We start from the raw sequence: 18,904 nt of genomic DNA, 5'->3' as shown, positions 1-18,904 counted from the left end.
TCAGGGCCGGACGGCGTAGACCGTCGGGTCGGCGATACCGGCCTCCTCGAAGCCCTTGGCGCGCAGCCGGCAACTGTCGCAATCGCCGCAATGCACGCCGCCCGGTGCGGGATCGTAGCACGACCAGCTCAATCCCATGTCGACGCCCAGTCGGCTGCCCTCGCGGACGATATCCGCCTTGGTCATATGCTGGAGCGGCGCGTGGATCTTGAACGGCTCGCCCTCGACCCCCGCCTTGGTGGCGATCTCCGCCAGGCCTTCGAAGGCGGCGATGAATTCGGGGCGGCAATCGGGATAGCCGGAATAATCGAGCGCGTTGACGCCGATAAACAGGTCGCGCGATCCCGCCGCCTCGGCCCAGCCGAGCGCGAGGCTGAGGAAGATCGTGTTGCGCGCCGGCACGTAGGTGACGGGGATGCCCTCGCCGACGCCGTCCTTCGGCACGGCGATATCGTCGGTCAGCGCCGAGCCGCCGAAGGCCGACAGATCGAGCGGCAGCACGATATGCCGTTCCGCGCCAAGCGTCGCGGCGACACGGCGCGCGGCGGCGAGTTCGACCCGGTGACGCTGGTTATAATCAACCGACAGCGCGAGCAGGCGATAGCCCGCCTCGCGCGCGCTGGCGGCGGAGATCATCGAATCGAGCCCGCCCGAGACGAGCACGACGGCCAGAGGGGCCTCGTTGGACATGGTCATGATCTCCGCGGCGCTAGGCCAAAGCGGAGCAAAAGAAAAGGGCCGCGGATCAGGCGGCCCTTTTGAAGGAGAGGGACGCGACCAGCATCCCCAAGGAGAAAAGCGTACCGGTAGAAACTGGTACACCCCGTCATTAGGCCGCCCGCCCTAAAAAGAGATTAACGCCGCGGCGTCAGGCGACCGGGCCCGCCTCGGCGGGCACCGGGAATTTGACCGCGCAGAAGGCGCAATCGACGTGGATCAGGCCATTCTCATCGGCCATCTCGCGCCGCTCCTCCGGCGAGAATTTGGCGATGACGCTGGCGATATAGTCCCCGTTGCAGCGGCAGCCGCGCGACAGCGGGGTCGCGGCGAGAACGCGCACGTCGGGTTCCTCGTTGAACAATCGCCAGATCAGCGTTTCGAGCGACAGCGACGGATCGGCAAGTTCGTCGGCGCCCATCGTCTGCCCGAGCGCCTCGACATGCTCCCATTCGGGATGATCGAGCCGCGTGTGCAACCGCTCGCGGCCGACCTCGCCCTCGGGCAGATGCTGGAGGAACAGACCGCCGGCGACCGTGCGCCCTTCCCCGTCGCGACCGATGCCGACGCGGACGAGGCTGGGGATCTGCTCCGACTGGACGAAATAGCTTTGCGCCGCCTCGGCCAGCGTCTCGCCGTCGAGCGGGACGATGCCCTGATAGCGTTCGCCGGTGGCGGCGAGATCGAAGGTGATCGCCAGATAGCCCTGACCGAACAGGGCGAACAAGGTCGGCTGTTCCGGCGCGGCCGCGAGCCGATCGGCGTCGTAATCGATATAGCCGCGCACCTCGCCGCCGCGATAGTCGCAGACCATCAACTGCACGACGCCCTGTTCGGTGCGCGTCTGCATCGTCAGCTGCGCGGTCGGGTCCTTGAGCGTCGAGCCGATCAGCGCGACCAAGGTCAGCGCCTCGGCGAGCAAGGCCTCGATCGCCGGCGGATAGGTGTGCGCGGCAAGCACCGCGTCGAGCGCCGGCCCGAGCCGCACGATCCGTCCGCGCGCCGAGCGGGAGGGAATCGCGAAACCGAGCGCGCGATCGATATCATGGGGTTGTTGCATAAGCGGAAAATGGGGGGTCGATGCGGATCGGTCAACCGCGGGCACTGGCCTGCCCCGCCCCCGCCGCGTCAGCCGATCTGGCCGAACACCCAGCGCAGCACCGCCTTCTGGGCATGGAGGCGATTGCCCGCTTCCTGCCAGATCAGCGACTGCGGACCGTCGATCACCGCGTCGACCACCTCCTCGCCGCGATGCGCGGGGAGGCAGTGGAGGAAGCGCGCATCGGGCTTGGCGCGCGCCATCAGCGCTTCGTCGACCTGATAGGGCATCATCGCCGCGAGCTTGGTTTCGGCATGCGCCTGGCCCATCGAAATCCAGGTGTCGGTGACGATCACGTCCGCGCCCTCCACCGCCTCCTGCGGCGAGGCGACGACGCGCGCGCGGCCCTGTCCCAAGGCGACATCCGCCTCGCTCGGCATGAAGCCCTGCGGACAGGCGGCGACGACGTCGAACTGCATTAGCCCCGCCGCCTCGATCAGCGAGGCGAGCACGTTATTGCCATCGCCGAGCCACGCCATCTTGAGCCCGGGCAGCGCCTTGCCGTCTTCGAGGATGGTCTGGAGATCGGCCATGATCTGGCACGGATGCGATTGATCGGTGAGGCCGTTGATAACCGGCACGGTCGCATGCCGCGCCATGTCCTCGATCTTGGCATGATCGTCGGTGCGGATCATGATCGCGTCGACATAGCCCGACAAGACGCGTGCCGTATCGGCAATGCTCTCGCCGCGACCGAGCTGCATCGATCCCGCATCCATGACGATCGAGCTGCCGCCAAGCTGGCGGATCGCCATGTCGAAGCTGACGCGGGTCCGGGTCGAATTCTTCTCGAAGATCATCGCCAGCACATGGCCGGCGAGCGGCGCGTCGGCATCGGCCCGTCCCTTGGGAAAGCCGGCGCGTGCCGCCTTGCGGTCGATCGCCTCGGCGAGCATCGCGGCGACGCCATCGGCCCCGGCGGCGGTGAGGTTGAGGAAATGGCGCATATCGGTCCTTCCGTCCCTCTCCGGCGGCGGAGAGGGGATCGTCTCAATCGTCGCTGGCGGGGACGAACACCCGCGCGGCGGCGCTCAACTTGTCGATACATTCGCTGACGTGCGCATCCTCGATCACCAGCGGCGGCAGCATGCGGACGACATTCTCGCCAGCCGCGACCAGCAACAGCCCGTGATTGTCGCGGGCATGCGCGACGAACTCGCGCGGCTCGACCCCGGCCTTGAGCTTGAGGCCGAGCATCAGCCCCTTGCCGCGCACGCTGTCGAAGATCTGGTCGTGATTGGGGATCATCTGCTCGAGCGCGCCGCGCAGCCGCTCGCCCATCGTCTCGACCCGGGCGAGGAAACCGTCGGCGAGCATGACGTCGAGCACCGCCTGCCCCGCCGCCATCGCGAGCGGGTTGCCGCCATAGGTCGAGCCGTGCGTACCGATCACCATGCCGCTCGCCGCCTTTTCGGTGGCGAGGCACGCGCCGAGCGGGAAGCCGCCGCCGATGCCCTTGGCGACCGACATGATGTCCGGCTCGATGCCGTAATGCTCATAGGCCCACATCTTGCCGGTGCGCCCGTAGCCGCATTGCACCTCGTCCAGGATCAGCAGCAGGCCATGCTCGTCGCACGCCTTGCGCAGCCCGGTGATGAACTCGGGCGTGCCGACCGAGACACCGCCCTCGCCCTGGATCGTCTCGACCATGAAGCCGGCGGTGGTGTCGTCGATCAGCGCCAGCGCGGCGTCGAGATCGTTGAACGGCGCATAAGCGAAGCCGGGCAGCAGCGGTTCGAAGCCGTCGCGCATCTTCGGCTGGTTGGTCGCCGAGATCGCGCCCATCGTCCGGCCGTGGAAGGCGTTGTTGAAGGTGATGATCGTCGTACGCTGCGGATTGCCTGCGGCATAATGATAGCGGCGCGCGGTCTTGATCGCGCATTCCACCGCCTCGGTGCCCGAATTGGTGAAGAACACCGTGTCGGCGAAGCTGTTTGCGACGATCCGCTCGGCGAGCGCCTCGCCCTGCGGCGAGCCGTAGAGATTGCTGACGTGCATCAGTGTCGCCGCCTGTTCGGCGATCGCCTTGACGAGATGCGGATGGCCGTGGCCGAGCGCATTGACCGCGATGCCTGCCGCCATGTCGAGATAGCGGCTGCCGTCCTCGCTGATCAGATAGCAGCCTTCGCCGCGGACCGGACGCACCCCGCACCGTGGGTAGACGGGCATCAGCGGGGTCATGGTCACGGGACGTCTCCTGTCTCTCGAAACGAGAAAGGGCGGCCCTTGCATGGACCGCCCGATCTCGTCTTACCGGTGGCGACCGGGCCGGGTCAACACCCGCCCGACGCGCGCGTCGTCAATGACCGCGGCTGAGTTCGTCGACCTCACCCATGATCGTATCGAGCGCGGTCTTGTTGACGTCGGTCTCATGCTCGCGACGCGACGGCAGCGAGCCTTCGCTGAGGATCGCCTCCAGCGCGACGCGACCGCGCGCGACTCGGCTCTTGATCGTGCCGACCGCGACCTGACAGATTTCCGCCGCTTCCTCATAGGCGAAGCCGCCGGCGCCGACGAGGATCAGCGCCTCGCGCTGCGGCTGCGGCAGATGGAGCAGCGCGCGCTGCATATCGCCCAGTTCGACATGGCGGTCCTGGCTCGCGGGCGCGGCGAGGATGCGGTCGGCGACGAGATCGTCCCACTCGCCCTTGAAGCGCGCACGCCGCATCTGCGACAGGTAGAGATTGCGCAGGATGATGAAGGTCCAGGCGCGCATATTGGTGCCGGCCTGGAACCGCTGCCGCGCCGCCCAGGCCTTGAGCAATGTTTCCTGCACCAGATCGTCGGCGAGATCACGGCTGCCCGACAGCGAACGGCCGAACGCGCGCAGGTGCGGAATCACCTGGGCGAGCTGTTTCTTGAACTCCGGATCAGACAGCGCGACATGTTCCACCGGCGCCACGGGTGCGTCGTCGTCTTCGTAATCATCGGTACGCGTAGCGGGCTGGGTCATGCAATTCCGTTCAAAGCCGGGGACATCATCGCCGCCTCGAGGGGCAAGATAAGGGTCCGCGCCGGCAAATGCCAGTGAGACGGGGTGAGCCGTTTTACCGCAAGATAAGAAAGGCGAAGATCACGATGATCAGGACGAGCGAGATCGCCAGGACGTAGCGGGTAACCCCCGGTGTCGACCCCGCCCGCGCTTCGGTTTTGGAGACATGGATGGGTTCATCGGGATCAGCCATGAACGTCAAACACATGACATCCGTTTTGGGTCCGAAACTTTCTGCGGCGGCGGCCTGCCGGCGCTCCCGCCAAATCTGGACGCCTGCGAAAAGCTCGACGTCACCCCAGACGAGCCGTCACTCCGGATCTGGTCCGAGGTCCACCGCGTCGCACAACCAAAGGCTTATGCTCCTGCGGAACCGTGGATGCCGGAACGGGCTCGGCATGACGGAGGGCGTTGCGTAGAGGTATCGCCGAGGCGGAAGCCAAGGCCCTCCGCTCACCGCCTGCCGTCGTTCGGCTTGACCACCGTATTTCCGCCTGCGCGCGAATACGGGTCCTGAGAGTGCCACCCTTTGCAGAGATCTCGTCTGCGAAGAAGCACACGTGGACGGAGCAAAGCCCCGACCACGCGCACCTCACAATTGTCAGACGGCCGCCTGCGGCACCGTCGCTTCGTCGAAGAACAGCGCCTGGCTGATCGCCGCCTTCACCGTCGAACGCTGGAACGGCTTGGTGATCAGGAAGGTCGGCTCGGGCCGTTCGCCGGTGAGCAGACGCTCCGGGAACGCGGTGATGAAGATCACCGGCACTTCGAATTCGGCGAGGATGTCCTTGACCGCGTCGATCCCCGAACTGTCGTCGGCGAGCTGGATGTCGGCGAGCACCAGACCCGGGCGATCCTCCATCGCCAGCGCCACCGCCTCGTCGCGGGTGACGGCGACGCCGGTGACTTCGTGACCGAGATCGCGGACGATCGTCTCGATGTCCATCGCGATGATCGGCTCATCCTCGATGATGAGCACGCGCGCGCGCGTCTGCTTCTCGATCTCGGCGAGCGCTTCCGACACGAGCGATTCGACTTCGCTGGTATCGACCTCGATCAGATAGGCGGCATCCTCGGGCGTGAAACCTTCCATCGCGGTGAGCAGCAGCGCCTGACGCGACAGCGGCGTCATCCGCGCGAGGCGCGCGCGGGCGACCGCTTCGGTGCCCTCGGCATCGCTCTGCGAGGTCTGCTCCTCACCATCGGAATTGGCAGAGGCCCAGATGCCCTGGAACATGCGATACAGGCCGAGCCGCGGATCGACGTCGCGGGGAAACTGGTCCGGCGCCGCGACGATCGCTTCGAGCGTGGCACGGACATATTTGTCGCCCTGCTGCTGGCTGCCGGTCAGGGCCCGGCCATAGCGCCGCAGGAAGGGAAGGTGCGGTGCGAGTTGCTGTCCAAGCGACATGGGTGGTGATCACTCCCTGAAGATTTGCCCGAGGGGGCTGAGAATCGAGCGGACGCCTGATCTGTGCGGGCGGCGACCGCTTTGCAACGCTGTTTGTCGAAGAGCCCGGCGGCTACGGTGGCCGCCTGGAAAATTCGCGCTATGATGGAACTAACGAAGGCGAATTTGGTTTCATCGCCGTTCGAATGGGTCCGTCGCAGCCGCGAGGGCCGTGTTCATCCGTAATGCGTCGATTGCCCGGCTTCAGCGGGCCACCAGGGGGACAGGTTGGAATTGCCCAGCGACAAGGACAAGAAAACGTCGTCCAAAAAGTCTCCTGCGAAGGTCCAGAGCAAGGATCGTGATATGGGCGCAGCGCTTCGCTCCGCCTATCAGCGGACGATTGACGAAAGCGTTCCGGACGAGATGCTCGACCTGCTGAACAAGCTCGCCTAACAGCGGGCATGGCCACCTCGCACGCCGCCGCCTCCACCACACGACGCGCGGCGATGGCCCCGGTGTCGGCGCTGTCGCGCTTCCCGACCGGCGCCAAGCTGTTCGTCATGCTCAGCGTCGCGCTGCTGCTGCTCGCGCTGATCGCGATCGGCGCCACCTTGCAGACCGGGCGGACCGCGGACGCGGAGGCGCGCGCACGACTGCGCATCGCCGCCAATGAAAGCGCTCGCAGCATCGCGATCGAGCTGATCGGCGACATGACCGCGTTGCGCGTCGCGGTGAATGCCTTGGAAGCCGATGCGGGGGATGCGCCGAGCTGCGCCCGTGCGCAGGGCGTGTTCGCGCAACAGGCGACGACCGGCACGCGCTTTTCGATCATCGACCGGCGCGGCCGGCTGTTGTGCGGCGAGGCTTTCCATTCCGACGTGCCGATCGACACCAGCACTGCGGTCGGCGCGGCGATCGTCCCCGATCAGGGCCTGATCCTGTCGGTCGCCGGGCCGCGTCGCGGGCCGAGCGCGCGCGTCTTCTTCCCGCGTGCCTTCCTCACGCGCCTCGCCACCCCGACCAGCCGGGCGGTGCCGCTCGCCAGCGCGCTGGTTCACGACGACACGACGCTCGAACTCGCCGCCATTCCGGACCTCGGCCCGCTCGACCGGCTCGATACGGTCGAGACCGATCTCGGCCTCGGCGGACTGACGTTGCGGACCAGCACCCGCAGCGCGCCGATCACCTCGTCCTTCCTCGTCGCGCTGATGCTGCCGCTGTTGATGTGGGCGGCGGCGGCGGGCCTGTCGTGGTTCATCGTCGACCGGCTGCTGATCCGTCCGCTGCGGCTGCTGCGCGCGAGCGTCGCCGCCTATACGCCCGGCGAGGTGATCGATCCCGGCAAGCTCGGGCCGCTCCCCGCGCAGGAGATCCGCGAGCTCGGCGACACCTTCCGCGCGATCAGCCGCACCGTCGCGCTGCACGAGGCGGGGCTCGCCGAAGCGGTGGTGCGGCAGACCAAGCTGACGCGTGAGGTGCATCATCGCGTCAAGAACAACCTGCAGGTCATCTCCAGCCTGATCAACTTCCACGCGCGCGGTGCGCCCAGCGCGGATGCGACTGCGGCCTATGCCTCGATCCAGCGCCGCGTCGATGCGCTGGCGGTGGTGCACCGCAATCATTTCGCCGAGATGGAGGACAATCGCGGGCTCAACCTGCGCGCGGTGATCGGCGAACTCGCCTCCAACATCCGCGCCACCGCGCCGGAGGGCGCGTCGAGCCTGTCGATCGCGCTCGACGTCGACCCCTATCTGGTCAATCAGGACGTCGCGGTCGCGGTCGCCTTCCTCGTCACCGAGACGATCGAACTGGCGATGAACTGCGACCGGGCGGCGCAGATCCGCGTTGCCGTCAAGCCGGGCGACGATACGCAAAAGGCCAAGCTCCGGGTGGTCAGCCGCGCCTTCGTCGCCAGCGAGGCGCTCGAAACGCTGCTCTCGACCCGCTACGGCCGCGTGATCGAAGGGCTGTCGCGGCAGCTGCGCGCGCCGCTGCATCACGATCCGATGACCGGCGCCTATGAGATCGCGATCGCCGTCCTGGGACGCGACTGAGAGCGGAAAAAAATAATCGTCCGGCCGCGCGATTTATTGCGGAACCAAGCCCGCGGGTCAGGGTTGAGCAGTACGGATCGCGACTTTATGCCCCCCCGCTTTCGCGATCCACGACATAGGCCCGAAAGCGCTCACCCTCCCCCCCCCCGGTGATCGCTTTCGGGCCTTATCCTTTTCTACCCAGTGCCGCTGTTTGTTGCCGCCATCGGTTCCGCGTCCGGAACGAATGGCGCGTCCGATCATTCGAGCTAGCGGTATTCATGCCCAGGAGGTTTTATGCGTAAGGTTCTCGGAATGGTGGTGGTCGCGGGTGCGCTGATGGTCAGCGCCTGCAACACGGTCGAAGGCGTCGGCAAGGACGTCAAGTCGGCCGGCAGCACCGTCGCGAAGACTGCCGACGACGCCAAGTAAGCAAAACCCGTTCGGGTGAACGAGCCCCCGTCGGTCATCCGGCGGGGGCTTTTTCGTGGCTGCGATCGGCGGCGCGCGACGCGCCCGCCGTCAGACCTCGACGATGTCGGTGCCCGCCTCGCGCGCGCGTTTGCGCTCGGTGAACCAGATGCCGATGATCGCGATCTCGTAGAGCAGGATCAGCGGCACGGCGAGCAGCACCTGGCTCATCAGATCCGGCGGGGTGAGCACCGCGGCGACCGCGGTCGCGCCGACGATCGCGTAGCGGCGCGCGCCGATCAGCTGCTTGCGGGTGACGATGCCGGCGCGTTCGAGCAGCATCAGCAGTACCGGCAGCAGGAAGGCGATGCCGAAGGCGAAGAGGAACTGCATGACGATCGACAGGTAATTGCCGATCGCCGGCAGCGCCTGCTGATGCACGCCGCCGACATCGCCCTGGAAGCCGAGCAGGAAATGCAACGCCATCGGGATCGCCATATAATAAGCGAGCGCCGCGCCGCAGATGAACAGCACCGGGGTCGCCAGCAGGAACGGCAGCAGCGCCCGCCGCTCCTTGCGGTAGAGACCCGGCGCGACGAACTGCCAGAGCTGGTTGGCGATCACCGGGAAGGAGATCATCACCGCGGCGAAAAAGGCGACCTTGAGCTTGACGAGGAACGCCTCGAACAGCTGCGTGTAGATCACCGTCTTCTGCCCGGCGTGGAGCAGCGGCTGGACGAGGAAGCCGAAGATGTCCTCGGCGAACCAATAGCTCACCCCGAAGGCGACGACGATCGCGGCGATGCAATAGAGCAGCCGCCGGCGCAGTTCGATGAGATGGTCGAGCAGCGGCGCGCGGCTGGCGTCGATCTCGTCTTCGACGACCGGATCGCTCATGACGGCGTCACGTCGGTCGGCGGCGTCGAAAGATGCGGCGCCGGCCGCGGCTCGGTGGCAGGCACGACGACGGGCTTTTCGACCATCACCGGCGCATCATGCTCCTGATGGTCGGGCGCGGCGTGATCCGGCAGCGGCGTCGCCGGCTCAGCGGCGGCAGCGGATTCCGCGTCGGAGGTGGCGGGATGCTCGGCCATGATCCGCGCATTCTCCGCCGCCCAGCGCTTCTCCATCTCTTCCAGCTCGGCCTCGCGCACCATATTGTCGAAACCCTGGCGAAAGCTGCGCGACACACCGCGCGCCTTGCCGACCCAATAGCCGACGACGCGCATCGCCTTGGGCAGGTCCTTGGGGCCGATCACCACCAGCGCCACGATGGCGACCAGCAGGAACTCGCTCGAATCGATGTTGAACATCGGATGCGGTCAGGGGATCGCGGGAATTAGCGGTCGTCGCGGACGCGCTCGCCGTCACGATCGAACGCCGGCTCGGCGGCCTTCTGCGCCTCGATCCGCGGCGCCGGCTTGGCAGGACCGTCGCCGTCTTCCTCGGCCATGCCCTTCTTGAAGTTCTTCACGCCCTTGGCGACATCGCCCATCAGGTTGGAGAAGCGGCCACCGCCGAGCAGCAGGATCGCGACGACGGCGAGGACGAGCAGATGGATCGGGCTGAAGCTGCCCATGGCGTATCTCCTAGAATGTCCCCTTATCTAATCGCTATCCGCCGCCTTTGCCACCTCCAATGCTTCCTCGAGCGCGAGGTCGACGGGATCGAGCAAGCCGGCGGCGCGCAGATCGTCGATCCCGGGCAGATCGCGGCGGCTGGAGAGGCCGAAATGGGTGAGGAAGTCGGGCGTCGTCGCATAGAGCAGCGGCCGGCCGGGCAGTTCGCGCCGCCCCGCCGGGCGTACCCAGCCGGTCTCCATCAGCACGTCGAGCGTCCCCTTGGCGGTGGCAACCCCGCGGATCGCCTCTATCTCGGCGCGGGTGACGGGCTCGTGATAAGCGATGATCGCCAGCACCTCGATGCCGGCCCGGCTCAACCGGCGCACCTCGTCGCGGTCGCGGCGGAGGAGATGGGCGAGGTCCGCCGCCGTCTCGAAATGCCAGCGCTCGCCCCGCCGCACCAGGGCGATGCCGCGCCCGGCATAATCGCGTTCGAGCTGTGCCAACGCGGCACGGACGTCGACGCCGCCGACATAGGCGCGGATCGAATCGACCGACAGCGGCTCGGCCGCGGCGAACAGCAGCGCCTCGACCGCGCGCACCGCATCGTCGGGCGGGGTCATCGCACCGCGCGGAGCAGGAGCGGCGCGAACGGCGCCTGCTGGCGCAATTCGACCCGTCCCTGTTTGGCGAGTTCGAGCGCGGCGAGGAAGGACGAGGCGAGCGCCGACTTACGCAGCCGCCCCGATCCATCGGGCAAAAAGCTCTCCAGCGTCGCCCAGTCGAGCGTCATGCCGACCAGCCGCGCGACCCGCGCCAACGCCGCTTCCAGGGTCATCACCTCGCGATCGGCGACGACATGCATCACCGGCCGGGTCCGCGCGCTCACCCGGCCATAAGCGGCGATGAGGTCATAGATCTCCGCCCGCCATTGCGCATGGCGGATCGTGCGCAGCCCCTCCGGCGCGGCACGCGGAAAGACGTCGCGGCCGAGCCGATCGCGCGCCATCAGCCGCGCCCCCGCCTCGCGCATCGCCGCCAGCCGTTCAAGACGCAATTGCAGGCGCAGCGCGAGTTCCTCGGGGTCGGGCTCCTCGTCGTCGGCGACGCGCGGCAGCAACAGCGCCGACTTGAGGTAGGCGAGCCACGCCGCCATCACCAGATAATCGGCGGCGACCTCGAGTTGCAGCGTCTGCCGCTGCCGGATGAAGGCGAGATATTGCTCGACCAGCGCGAGGATCGACAGCTTGCGCAGATCGACCTTTTGCGCGCGGGCGAGCGACAGCAGCAGGTCGAGCGGCCCTTCCCATCCCTCCAGATCGAGCGTGAGTTGCTCGGGCTCCGCCATCGCCGCCGGATCAGACCAGGGCGAGGAAGGCGTCGCGGCGCGCGATCAGCTCGGCGAAATCACCCTGGCCCGGCGTCACGCTCGCCATCGCGCGGTCGAGGCGGCGACGCGCGGCGTCGGTGATCTCGGGCAGACGGTCGGCGATCGCGACCATCTCGTCCATCCGCGCCCAGCAGTCGAGCACGAGGTCGCAGCCCGCGGCGATCGACGCCGCCGCCTTGTCGCCGGCGCTGCCCGACAGCGCCTTCATGTCGATATCGTCGGTCATCAGCAGCCCGTCGAAGCCGATCGCGCCGCGGATCACCTGCTCGATCACCACCGGCGACAGCGTCGCGGGACGCTCGCGGTCCCACGCCTCGAACACGATGTGCGAGGTCATTCCCATCGGCGCGTCGGCGAGGGTGCGAAACGGTTCGAGGTCGATCTCCAACTCGTCGGCGCTGGCGGTGACGGTGGGCAGCAGATGATGGCTGTCGACCCGCGCACGACCATGACCGGGCATATGTTTGACGACGCCGACGATTCCGGCCGCGGCCAGCCCCTCCAGCATCGCGCGGCCGAGCGCGGCGACCGGCATCGGGGCGCTGCCATAGGCGCGGCAGGCGATCGCCTCGGTCGTGTCGGGCTGCGCGACGTCGAGCAACGGCGCGCAATCGACGGTGATGCCGACCTCGGCCAGCATCAGCCCGAGCGCCTCGCCATTGGCGCGCATCGCCTGGATCGCCGACATCGGCGCGACCTCATAGAGCGCGGCGAAGGCGGGTCCGGCGGGGAAGGCGGGCCAGTGCGGCGGCCCCATCCGCGCGACGCGTCCGCCCTCCTGATCGATCAGGATGGGCAGATCGTCCCGCCCGGCGAGCGCCCGCAGCGAATCGGTCAGCGCGCGCAACTGGGCGCGATCCTCGATGTTGCGCTTGAACAGGATATAGCCGGCGGGCGCCGCCGCGGCGAAGAAGGCGCGCTCGCCGGGGGTGAGAACCGGACCGGCGAGACCGAAGATGACGGGCTTCATCGTCGCTGGTTAGCGCGCGCAGGCGGAAGAAGCGAGTGGGGGTTCGGGGGAGCGGCGCGACGCCCCTGCCCCACTCGACCGTAAATCGCGACGGCAGCGAGCCGGCCGGCGGGATCGGAGGAGGGCCGTCCCGACCACCACACCACCCCGGCGGAGGCCGGAATCTAATTGGGTGAACGCCGAGGAAGCCCGGCGACGGTCATCCAGCTGGGCCCCGGCCTCCGCCGGGGCGGTAACGAAATCGAGAAGACTAGCGCCATCGCCACGCTGGCGAAGAGACATCATCCTCCCGCATGATCGCCACGCCGCCCCGTCAACTTGCGACGAAGCAGCTTTCCCCGGCGACGCGCAGACGGCCGCAGATGTCGGCCGCCTGGTTGGCGCTGCCGGCGTTGACGCGCAGGCGGTAGAGCGTGCGGCCACCGGTGGCGACCGACTGGACCGACTTGCCGAGCGGCGCGAGGTAGCTGAACCGCTTGGAGAAGCCGTCCCACGCACTGTTCGCGAGCGCTTCGCTGGGATAGGCGCCGAGCTGGACGAGCGAGCCGCCGCCGCCGCTGGCAACCGGCCGCGCCTGGACGCTGACCGGCGGCGCGGCGACGAGCTTGCCGCTCGACGCCGGCACCTGCGCGACGGCGTTGCTGCCGCCCGGCCCCGCCGGCTTGGCGCTCGGGGTGACGCGGTGGCCGTCGATCGGCTTCTCGGGGACCGCCGACAGGTCGATCGAGCCATTGCCCGCCTTGCCGGCGCTGGTCGCGATCGCGGCATCGCCCTCGCCCTTGACCTTGAGGCCGCCCGGTTCCTCCGGACGCACCTTATAGTCGCCCGGCTGCGCGGCGATCAGCTGACCGTCGGCGGAGGCGCGCATCTGCACCTTGTAGATGCCGAAGATGATCGCGGCGAGCGCCGCCAGGCCGACGACGACGAGCGCGATCGTCTTGCCGATGGGGGCGCGACGCTCCTCATCCGGCTCGACCGTTTCGAGCCACGGCAGCCGATCCTCGTCGCGTAACTCCAACCCGTCCCCCATCACTTCATCTCCGAAACCGCGACAACACCCATGATGCTGAGACCGTTACGAATAATCTGTGCAATCGCCGTCGCCAAGGCGAGACGCGCAGCGGTGACGGCGGCGTCGTCGGCGACCAGGAAGCGGCGCTCGGGCCGGTCGTTGCCGACATTCCAGGCAGCGTGGAAGGCAGCAGCTAAGTCATACAGATAGAAGGCAATTCTATGCGGTTCGCGCGCTGCCGCGGCGGTTTCGACGATGCGTGGGAATTGCGCGGCGAGCTTCACCAGCGCCAGCTCTTCCGTATCAAGCCGGGACAGGTCGGCCGCCTCCGCAACGATCCCCGCCTCTTCGGCGCGGCGGTGCAACGAGGCGACGCGGGCATGGGCATATTGGACGTAGAAGACCGGATTGTCCTTCGACGCCTCGACCACCTTGGCGAAGTCGAAGTCCATCTGCGCGTCCGACCGGCGGGTCAGCATGGTGAAGCGGACGACATCCTTGCCGACCTCGCGCACCACGTCGGCAAGCGTGACGAAATTGCCGGCGCGCTTCGACATCTTGACCGGCTCGCCACCGCGCAGCAGCCGCACCATCTGGACGAGCTTGACGTCGAAGCGCGTCTTGCCGCCGGTCAGCGCCGCGACCGCCGCGACGATCCGCTTGACGGTGCCGGCATGGTCCGCGCCCCAGATGTCGATCAGCTGGTCGGCGCCCTGCGCCTTCTGGAAATGATAGGCGAGATCGGCACCGAAATAGGTCCACTGGCCGTTCGACTTCTTGATCGGCCGGTCCTGATCGTCGCCGAAGGCGGTCGAGCGGAACAGCGGCAGCTCGACCGGCTCCCAATCCTCGGGCGTCTCGCCCTTGGGCGCTTCGAGCACGCCGTCGTAGACGAGGCCGCGCGCGCGCAGCTCCGCCTCCGCCGCCTCGGGCTTGCCCGCCGCCTGCAAGTCCGCCTCGGACGCGAACAGATCGTGGTGGATGCCGAGCAGCGCGAGATCGTCCTTGATCATCACCAGCATCGCCGCGACCGCGCGGGTGCGGAACAGCGCGAGCCATTCGCTCTCCGGCGCGTCGACGTAGCGATCGCCATATTCGGCGGCCAGCGCCTGACCGACGGGGACGAGATAGTCGCCGGGATACAGGCCTTCGGGAATGGTGATCGTCGCGCCGAGCGCCTCGCGGTAGCGCAGGTGCACCGAGCGCGCGAGCACGTCGACCTGCCCGCCGGCGTCATTGACGTAATATTCGCGGATCACCGTATGTCCGGCGAATTCGAGCAGGGCGGCGAGCGCATCGCCGACCACCGCGCCGCGGCAATGGCCCATGTGCATCGGCCCGGTCGGATTGGCCGAGACATATTCGATGTTGACCGTCACCCCCTGCCCCTGCGTCGAGCGGCCGTAATCGTCGCCCGCCGCCCGGATGGTCGCGAGCTCGTCGCGCCAGGCGGCGTCGGTAAGCCGCAGGTTGATGAAGCCAGGGCCGGCGACGCTCGCCTCGGCGACCTCGGGCAGCTTGCCGAGTTCGCCGGCGAGCGCCTCGCCGAGCGCGCGCGGGTTGAGCCCGGCGGGCTTGGCGAGCACCATCGCCGCATTGGTCGCGAGATCGCCATGCGACGCGTCGCGCGGCGGCTCGACCGTGACGTTGCGGCGATCGATCCCCTCCGGCAGCGTGCCGGCGGCGGTCAGCGTGTCGAGGGCCGCGGCGACATGCGCGGCAAAGCGGGTGTAAAGCGTCATCAGCGTCCGTTCGGTGGAAGGGGATCGCTCTAGCTTAGTCGCGGGGATGGTTCAAATGCGGGCGTTATCGCGTGCGTCGGCGCGGCTCTTCGCCCGGCACCGGGCTGACCCATGACAGCGGTCCTAGAAGCCTTCCGGCAGTGCGATGTCGCCGATCAGCGCACGATAGCGGGAAATCGCATAGCGGTCGGTCATGCCGGCGATGAAGTCGGCGATGTGGCGGCTTCGGTCGGGTTCGGCATTAGGCACCTCCTCCGCCCATTCGGGGCTCATCGCGCTCGGGTCGTCGCGATAAACGGCGAACAGGCCGGCGACGATGCCATGCGCCGCCTCCGCCGCGGCGAGCTGGCGCGGATGATGGTAGAGATTGGCGTACATGAAGCGTTTGAGGTCCCGCTCCTCCTCGCGCATCGTCGCGGAAAAGCCGCAGAGTGCGACGCCCGCCTGACGGACGTCGTCGGCGCTGGTCACGCCCGAGGCGGCGATACGGGCGCGCGTCTCCTCGATCAGGTCGTTGACCATCGTGCCGATCTGGCTGCGGATCAATTCGCTCGCCAGCCGCTTGGGCGCGACGTCGGGGAAGCGTGCGCACGCCGCCCGCCAGCCGCGCGCCACCACCGGTACCTCGAGCAGCTGGTCGAGCGTCAGCAGCCCGGCACGCAGACCGTCGTCGATATCGTGATTGTCATAGGCGATGTCGTCCGCCAGCGCCGCGACCTGCGCCTCGAGACTGGCGTGGCTGGTGAGATCGAGCGGGAAGTCGGCGTCCGCGGCGCGCAGCGCCCAGCCGGGATGCCGCACCGGCCCGTTATGCTTGGCCAGTCCTTCAAGCGTCTCCCACGTCAGATTGAGCCCGTCCCAGCGCGGATAGGGCCGTTCGATCCGCGTCAAGGTGCGCAGCGTATGGCCGTTGTGATCGAAGCCCCCGGCCTCGGCGAGCGCCGCGCGCAACGCATCCTCGCCGGCATGGCCGAACGGCGGATGGCCGATATCGTGCGCCAGACACAGCGCCTCGGTCAGATCCTCGTTGAGCCCGAGCACGCGCGCGATGGTGCGGCCGATCTGCGCGACCTCGAGACTGTGGGTCAGGCGGACGCGAAAGTGATCGCCGTCCGGTGCCATGAACACCTGCGTCTTGTGGCGCAGCCGGCGGAAGCTGATCGAATGGATGATGCGGTCGCGGTCGCGCTGGAAATCGTCGCGTGGGCCGCGCACCGGCTGCGGCGCGATCCCGTTCTGTTCCTCGTGAAGGCGACCTCTGCTGCGCGCCGGGTTGGAAGCCCAGGGCGCGCGCACGCTCACTTGCCCGATGATCCGCCGCTGCCGAGCCGGCTCACCACCTGCCCGGCGTCGCTGGTGAAGGTGAAGGTCGACACGCCTTCCTTCTTGAGCTGGTTGACGAAGCTGCGCGCCTCCGCATCGGTCTTGAACGGGCCGACGAGGACGCGATTGGTCGCGCGCAGCGGCGTCGTCCAGGCGCTGCGGCTGCCGAACACCGCCGGCGCCTTGGCCTTGACCGCGCTATAGGCCTTGGCGAGATCATTCTCGTTCGCGCCGCCGGCGACCTGGACCCAGATCCGTGCCGGATTGGCGCGGGCGAGCCGCTTCTCCTCGGCAGCGGCCTTGCGCTCCTCCGCCGCGGCCTTGGCGTCGGCGGCCTTCTTCTCGTCGGCGAGTTTCTTGGCGGCGAGCGCCTTCTTGTCCGCCGCGGCCTTGCGGTCGGCGGCGCGCTTGTCGGCCACGGCCTGCGCCGCGAGCGCGCGCTCGGCGGCGGCGTCGCGCTCCTCCTTGGCCTTGGCTTCGGCGAGGACGCGCGCGGCGGTGTCGGCGGGCGGCACCGTCGCTGGCGCGGCGCGGGCCGGCTCGACCACGCCCAGTTCCGACGCCGGGATCGACAGGCCGGCGACGATCCGCGCGAGCACGCTGTCCGCCTCGGCGCGCGAGGGCGGCGCGGTGAAGTTCGGCGCGGCTGCCGGGGTCGTCGCCGGTGTCGAGGCGGTTTGCGTCGTCGCCGTCGCAGGCGCGCTGACGAAGCCGGGTGCGGGTGTCGGTTTGATTGACGCAACCGGTGCTGGCGACGGCGTGACGGTCGCGGCCGGCGTGCTCGTGAAGCCCGGCGCGGGGGCGTTCGTCACCGCGGTGGCGGTGGCCGGCGTCGCGGCTTCTGCGGCGGCCGGCGTATAACTGGTGGCGGGCGCGCGCGTTGGCGACGGCACCGCGGCGGGCAGCGTCGCGCGCGGCTGCACCGCCGCGAGTTGCACCGGTGCGGTGGTCGTCGCGGGGGTCGGCGTCGGCGTCGGGGTAGCGCTGCGCACCGGAACGGCCGGCGCGTTGCCGGCATAGGTCACCGGCGCGCGCGTCGTCGTCGGCAGCGGCTGGATGCGGGTCAGCGCGGCGGCCGCCTGCTGGTAGCTCGGCGGCGGCGCGACCGCAGCAGCCGCCACAGGCGCCGGCGTGGGTGTGGGCGCGGGTGTTGCACTGCGCGCCGCCCGGCTGTTGGCGGCAAGCGCCACCCGCTCGTCACGACCATTGCTGCGGCGGCGCTTGCCGGTCTGCACCGCGGGCGCGGGCTGCGCCGCGGCCACCGCGACCGGTAGGACTTCGGGCGCGAGATAGGGCAGCGCCGGCGCGAGCCGCGCGTCGGCGATCCGCTCGGGCGTGCTGTGCACCTCGCCGAAATGGACCGCAAAGGCGCGGTCGGCGGCGGGCAGCGTCGGCAGCCGCTGGAAGAAGGGCAGCAGACCCTGCGCCATGCCCGCCGGCAGCATCGTCGTCGCGATCTTCTCGGCGCCGGCCTGATCGCCGCCCATCGCGAGGATGAAGGCGCGGATGCGCCAGGCGCTGCGATCGGTCTTGCGAAGCAGCGGATCGAGCTGTTCGAGCGCGGCGTCGCGCTTGCCCGAAATGCCGAGCGACAGGGCGTAGCGCTTGACGATCTCGTCGTCCGGGCGCGTCTTGAGCGCGAGCCGATAGTCGCGTTGCGCGCGCTCCTGCTGGCCGATCAGATCGTAGGCGAGGCCGCGATCGCCCGCGAAGCCGCGCGGATCGGCCCCCGCCGCCTCGGCCTGCGCGAAATAGCGCAACGCCTCGCCGGGCCGTTCGGAGCGGACCAGGATCGCGCCCTCGCCAACCTTGATCCGCGGATCGCTCGCCGCGATCTTCTCGGCGCGCGCATAGAGCGAGGCCGCGCCGCTGAGATCGCCGAGCGACAGCGACAGATCGGCCGCGGCGATCAGTGCGTTGAGGTCGCGTGGATTGGCGGCCAGCGCGCGCATCTGCTCGGCGAGCCGGTCGGCATCGGTGGTGCCGGGCAACGCCTGCACCACTTCCTGGGCGGACAGAACGGCAGGCGCTGTCGCCAGCACGCAGGCGGCGGACGCGAGAAGGGCGAGGATCGAAGGGCGCATGGGGTCTGGGCGACTAGAGCCGAGCGGTGCTGAACCGGCAATGTCCGGGCCGCGCCGCCGCGGCGAACGGTGGCTGCGCGGCGACGAACCCTCGCCTGTGGGCGCTGCGGGGGGATGGGACCAGCCCGACGCCGCCCCGCCCGATCCCGAACGGATCGGCGGCGCGGAGTCGAGGA

20 protein-coding genes are annotated in these 18,904 nt (G+C 68.7%); 3 read left to right on the top strand and 17 right to left on the bottom strand.

From position 1 onward, the window contains the following. The 7 genes from queC to V8201_RS03715 all read right to left on the bottom strand — a co-directional run bounded on the left by queC (position 1) and on the right by V8201_RS03715 (position 6,219). Positions 1 to 690, bottom strand: coding sequence for a 7-cyano-7-deazaguanine synthase QueC (gene queC / locus V8201_RS03745; protein ID WP_336544497.1), 690 nt, complete (start codon positions 688 to 690; stop codon positions 1 to 3). 178 nt (positions 691 to 868) lie between these two features. Continuing rightward, on the bottom strand, positions 869 to 1,777 hold the full coding sequence (hslO, locus tag V8201_RS03740) for an Hsp33 family molecular chaperone HslO (protein ID WP_336544496.1): 909 nt from the start codon (positions 1,775 to 1,777) through the stop codon (positions 869 to 871). Positions 1,778 to 1,845: 68 nt separating this feature from the next. Beyond that, a complete protein-coding gene (argF, locus tag V8201_RS03735; RefSeq protein WP_037532921.1) occupies positions 1,846 to 2,763 on the bottom strand; it encodes an ornithine carbamoyltransferase in 918 nt (305 codons plus the stop codon). A gap of 43 nt (positions 2,764 to 2,806) precedes the next feature. Next, positions 2,807 to 4,003, bottom strand: coding sequence for an aspartate aminotransferase family protein (locus V8201_RS03730; RefSeq protein ID WP_271299221.1), 1,197 nt, complete (start codon positions 4,001 to 4,003; stop codon positions 2,807 to 2,809). A gap of 112 nt (positions 4,004 to 4,115) precedes the next feature. Next, positions 4,116 to 4,769, bottom strand: a complete 654-nt coding sequence (locus V8201_RS03725) for a sigma-70 family RNA polymerase sigma factor (RefSeq protein ID WP_037532917.1) — start codon at positions 4,767 to 4,769, stop codon at positions 4,116 to 4,118. A gap of 94 nt (positions 4,770 to 4,863) precedes the next feature. Beyond that, complete coding sequence (locus V8201_RS03720; RefSeq protein ID WP_037533272.1) at positions 4,864 to 5,001, bottom strand: hypothetical protein; 138 nt, start codon at positions 4,999 to 5,001, stop codon at positions 4,864 to 4,866. A 408-nt stretch (positions 5,002 to 5,409) separates the two neighbouring features. Beyond that, positions 5,410 to 6,219 (bottom strand): response regulator, encoded by an 810-nt coding sequence (locus tag V8201_RS03715; protein ID WP_037532915.1) that lies wholly within the window; start codon positions 6,217 to 6,219, stop codon positions 5,410 to 5,412. Between the two features lie 267 nt (positions 6,220 to 6,486). Between V8201_RS03715 and V8201_RS03710 the strand changes: the two genes are divergently transcribed. The 3 genes from V8201_RS03710 (at position 6,487) to V8201_RS03700 (ending at position 8,666) form a co-directional block, all read left to right on the top strand. Further along, positions 6,487 to 6,654, top strand: a complete 168-nt coding sequence (locus tag V8201_RS03710) for a NepR family anti-sigma factor (protein WP_161773120.1) — start codon at positions 6,487 to 6,489, stop codon at positions 6,652 to 6,654. A gap of 53 nt (positions 6,655 to 6,707) precedes the next feature. Continuing rightward, complete coding sequence (locus V8201_RS03705) at positions 6,708 to 8,255, top strand: sensor histidine kinase (protein ID WP_037532913.1); 1,548 nt, start codon at positions 6,708 to 6,710, stop codon at positions 8,253 to 8,255. A gap of 276 nt (positions 8,256 to 8,531) precedes the next feature. Then, positions 8,532 to 8,666, top strand: coding sequence for an entericidin A/B family lipoprotein (locus V8201_RS03700; RefSeq protein ID WP_037532911.1), 135 nt, complete (start codon positions 8,532 to 8,534; stop codon positions 8,664 to 8,666). Between the two features lie 90 nt (positions 8,667 to 8,756). Here V8201_RS03700 and tatC read toward each other — a convergent pair whose 3' ends face one another. From tatC to V8201_RS03650, 10 genes are all read right to left on the bottom strand, one after another. After that, the gene (gene tatC, locus V8201_RS03695) at positions 8,757 to 9,542 is read right to left on the bottom strand and encodes a twin-arginine translocase subunit TatC (RefSeq protein ID WP_336544495.1); all 786 of its coding nucleotides are present in this window, start codon (positions 9,540 to 9,542) and stop codon (positions 8,757 to 8,759) included. Continuing rightward, positions 9,539 to 9,958 (bottom strand): Sec-independent protein translocase protein TatB, encoded by a 420-nt coding sequence (tatB, locus tag V8201_RS03690; RefSeq protein WP_336544494.1) that lies wholly within the window; start codon positions 9,956 to 9,958, stop codon positions 9,539 to 9,541. The genes tatC and tatB overlap by 4 nt, the downstream gene beginning before the upstream one ends. Positions 9,959 to 9,984: 26 nt before the next feature. Further along, on the bottom strand, positions 9,985 to 10,224 hold the full coding sequence (locus tag V8201_RS03685) for a twin-arginine translocase TatA/TatE family subunit (protein ID WP_037532905.1): 240 nt from the start codon (positions 10,222 to 10,224) through the stop codon (positions 9,985 to 9,987). 27 nt (positions 10,225 to 10,251) lie between these two features. Then, on the bottom strand, positions 10,252 to 10,830 hold the full coding sequence (gene scpB / locus V8201_RS03680) for an SMC-Scp complex subunit ScpB (RefSeq protein ID WP_037532903.1): 579 nt from the start codon (positions 10,828 to 10,830) through the stop codon (positions 10,252 to 10,254). Next, positions 10,827 to 11,555: a segregation and condensation protein A gene (locus V8201_RS03675; RefSeq protein WP_037532901.1), complete on the bottom strand. Its 729-nt coding sequence runs from the start codon at positions 11,553 to 11,555 to the stop codon at positions 10,827 to 10,829. Before V8201_RS03675 ends, scpB begins: the two co-directional genes overlap by 4 nt. 10 nt (positions 11,556 to 11,565) lie before the next feature. Further along, positions 11,566 to 12,567 (bottom strand): glycoside hydrolase family 3 N-terminal domain-containing protein, encoded by a 1,002-nt coding sequence (locus V8201_RS03670; protein WP_336544493.1) that lies wholly within the window; start codon positions 12,565 to 12,567, stop codon positions 11,566 to 11,568. Between the two features lie 313 nt (positions 12,568 to 12,880). Beyond that, positions 12,881 to 13,597 (bottom strand): SPOR domain-containing protein, encoded by a 717-nt coding sequence (locus V8201_RS03665; protein ID WP_271299226.1) that lies wholly within the window; start codon positions 13,595 to 13,597, stop codon positions 12,881 to 12,883. Beyond that, the gene (gene argS / locus V8201_RS03660) at positions 13,597 to 15,321 is read right to left on the bottom strand and encodes an arginine--tRNA ligase (RefSeq protein WP_336544492.1); all 1,725 of its coding nucleotides are present in this window, start codon (positions 15,319 to 15,321) and stop codon (positions 13,597 to 13,599) included. Before argS ends, V8201_RS03665 begins: the two co-directional genes overlap by 1 nt. 123 nt (positions 15,322 to 15,444) lie before the next feature. Then, positions 15,445 to 16,623: a deoxyguanosinetriphosphate triphosphohydrolase gene (locus tag V8201_RS03655; RefSeq protein WP_037532896.1), complete on the bottom strand. Its 1,179-nt coding sequence runs from the start codon at positions 16,621 to 16,623 to the stop codon at positions 15,445 to 15,447. Continuing rightward, positions 16,620 to 18,728 carry an SPOR domain-containing protein gene (locus V8201_RS03650; protein WP_336544491.1) on the bottom strand — a complete coding sequence of 703 codons (2,109 nt, stop codon included), beginning with the start codon at positions 18,726 to 18,728 and terminating at the stop codon, positions 16,620 to 16,622. The genes V8201_RS03655 and V8201_RS03650 overlap by 4 nt, the downstream gene beginning before the upstream one ends. Positions 18,729 to 18,904 lie beyond the last annotated feature (176 nt).

The sequence above is a fragment of the Sphingomonas kyungheensis genome, assembly GCF_037120395.1.
GTDB classification, from domain to species: domain Bacteria; phylum Pseudomonadota; class Alphaproteobacteria; order Sphingomonadales; family Sphingomonadaceae; genus Sphingomonas; species Sphingomonas kyungheensis.
Note: the sequence above shows the minus strand (reverse complement) of the source record. Positions and strands in the feature narration are given on the sequence as shown.

Excerpts from the sequence above, each read along its gene's own strand:
- queC (WP_336544497.1), bottom strand. The coding sequence starts at position 690 with ATGTCCAACGAGGCCCCTCTGGCCGTCGTGCTCGTCTCGGGCGGGCTC.
- hslO (WP_336544496.1), bottom strand. The coding sequence starts at position 1,777 with ATGCAACAACCCCATGATATCGATCGCGCGCTCGGTTTCGCGATTCCC.
- argF (WP_037532921.1), bottom strand. The coding sequence starts at position 2,763 with ATGCGCCATTTCCTCAACCTCACCGCCGCCGGGGCCGATGGCGTCGCC.
- V8201_RS03725 (WP_037532917.1), bottom strand. The coding sequence starts at position 4,769 with ATGACCCAGCCCGCTACGCGTACCGATGATTACGAAGACGACGACGCA.
- V8201_RS03720 (WP_037533272.1), bottom strand. The coding sequence starts at position 5,001 with ATGGCTGATCCCGATGAACCCATCCATGTCTCCAAAACCGAAGCGCGG.
- V8201_RS03715 (WP_037532915.1), bottom strand. The coding sequence starts at position 6,219 with ATGTCGCTTGGACAGCAACTCGCACCGCACCTTCCCTTCCTGCGGCGC.
- V8201_RS03705 (WP_037532913.1), top strand. The coding sequence starts at position 6,708 with ATGGCCCCGGTGTCGGCGCTGTCGCGCTTCCCGACCGGCGCCAAGCTG.
- V8201_RS03700 (WP_037532911.1), top strand. The coding sequence starts at position 8,532 with ATGCGTAAGGTTCTCGGAATGGTGGTGGTCGCGGGTGCGCTGATGGTC.
- tatC (WP_336544495.1), bottom strand. The coding sequence starts at position 9,542 with ATGAGCGATCCGGTCGTCGAAGACGAGATCGACGCCAGCCGCGCGCCG.
- tatB (WP_336544494.1), bottom strand. The coding sequence starts at position 9,958 with ATGTTCAACATCGATTCGAGCGAGTTCCTGCTGGTCGCCATCGTGGCG.
- V8201_RS03685 (WP_037532905.1), bottom strand. The coding sequence starts at position 10,224 with ATGGGCAGCTTCAGCCCGATCCATCTGCTCGTCCTCGCCGTCGTCGCG.
- scpB (WP_037532903.1), bottom strand. The coding sequence starts at position 10,830 with ATGACCCCGCCCGACGATGCGGTGCGCGCGGTCGAGGCGCTGCTGTTC.
- V8201_RS03675 (WP_037532901.1), bottom strand. The coding sequence starts at position 11,555 with ATGGCGGAGCCCGAGCAACTCACGCTCGATCTGGAGGGATGGGAAGGG.
- V8201_RS03670 (WP_336544493.1), bottom strand. The coding sequence starts at position 12,567 with ATGAAGCCCGTCATCTTCGGTCTCGCCGGTCCGGTTCTCACCCCCGGC.
- V8201_RS03665 (WP_271299226.1), bottom strand. The coding sequence starts at position 13,597 with ATGGGGGACGGGTTGGAGTTACGCGACGAGGATCGGCTGCCGTGGCTC.
- argS (WP_336544492.1), bottom strand. The coding sequence starts at position 15,321 with ATGACGCTTTACACCCGCTTTGCCGCGCATGTCGCCGCGGCCCTCGAC.
- V8201_RS03650 (WP_336544491.1), bottom strand. The coding sequence starts at position 18,728 with ATGCGCCCTTCGATCCTCGCCCTTCTCGCGTCCGCCGCCTGCGTGCTG.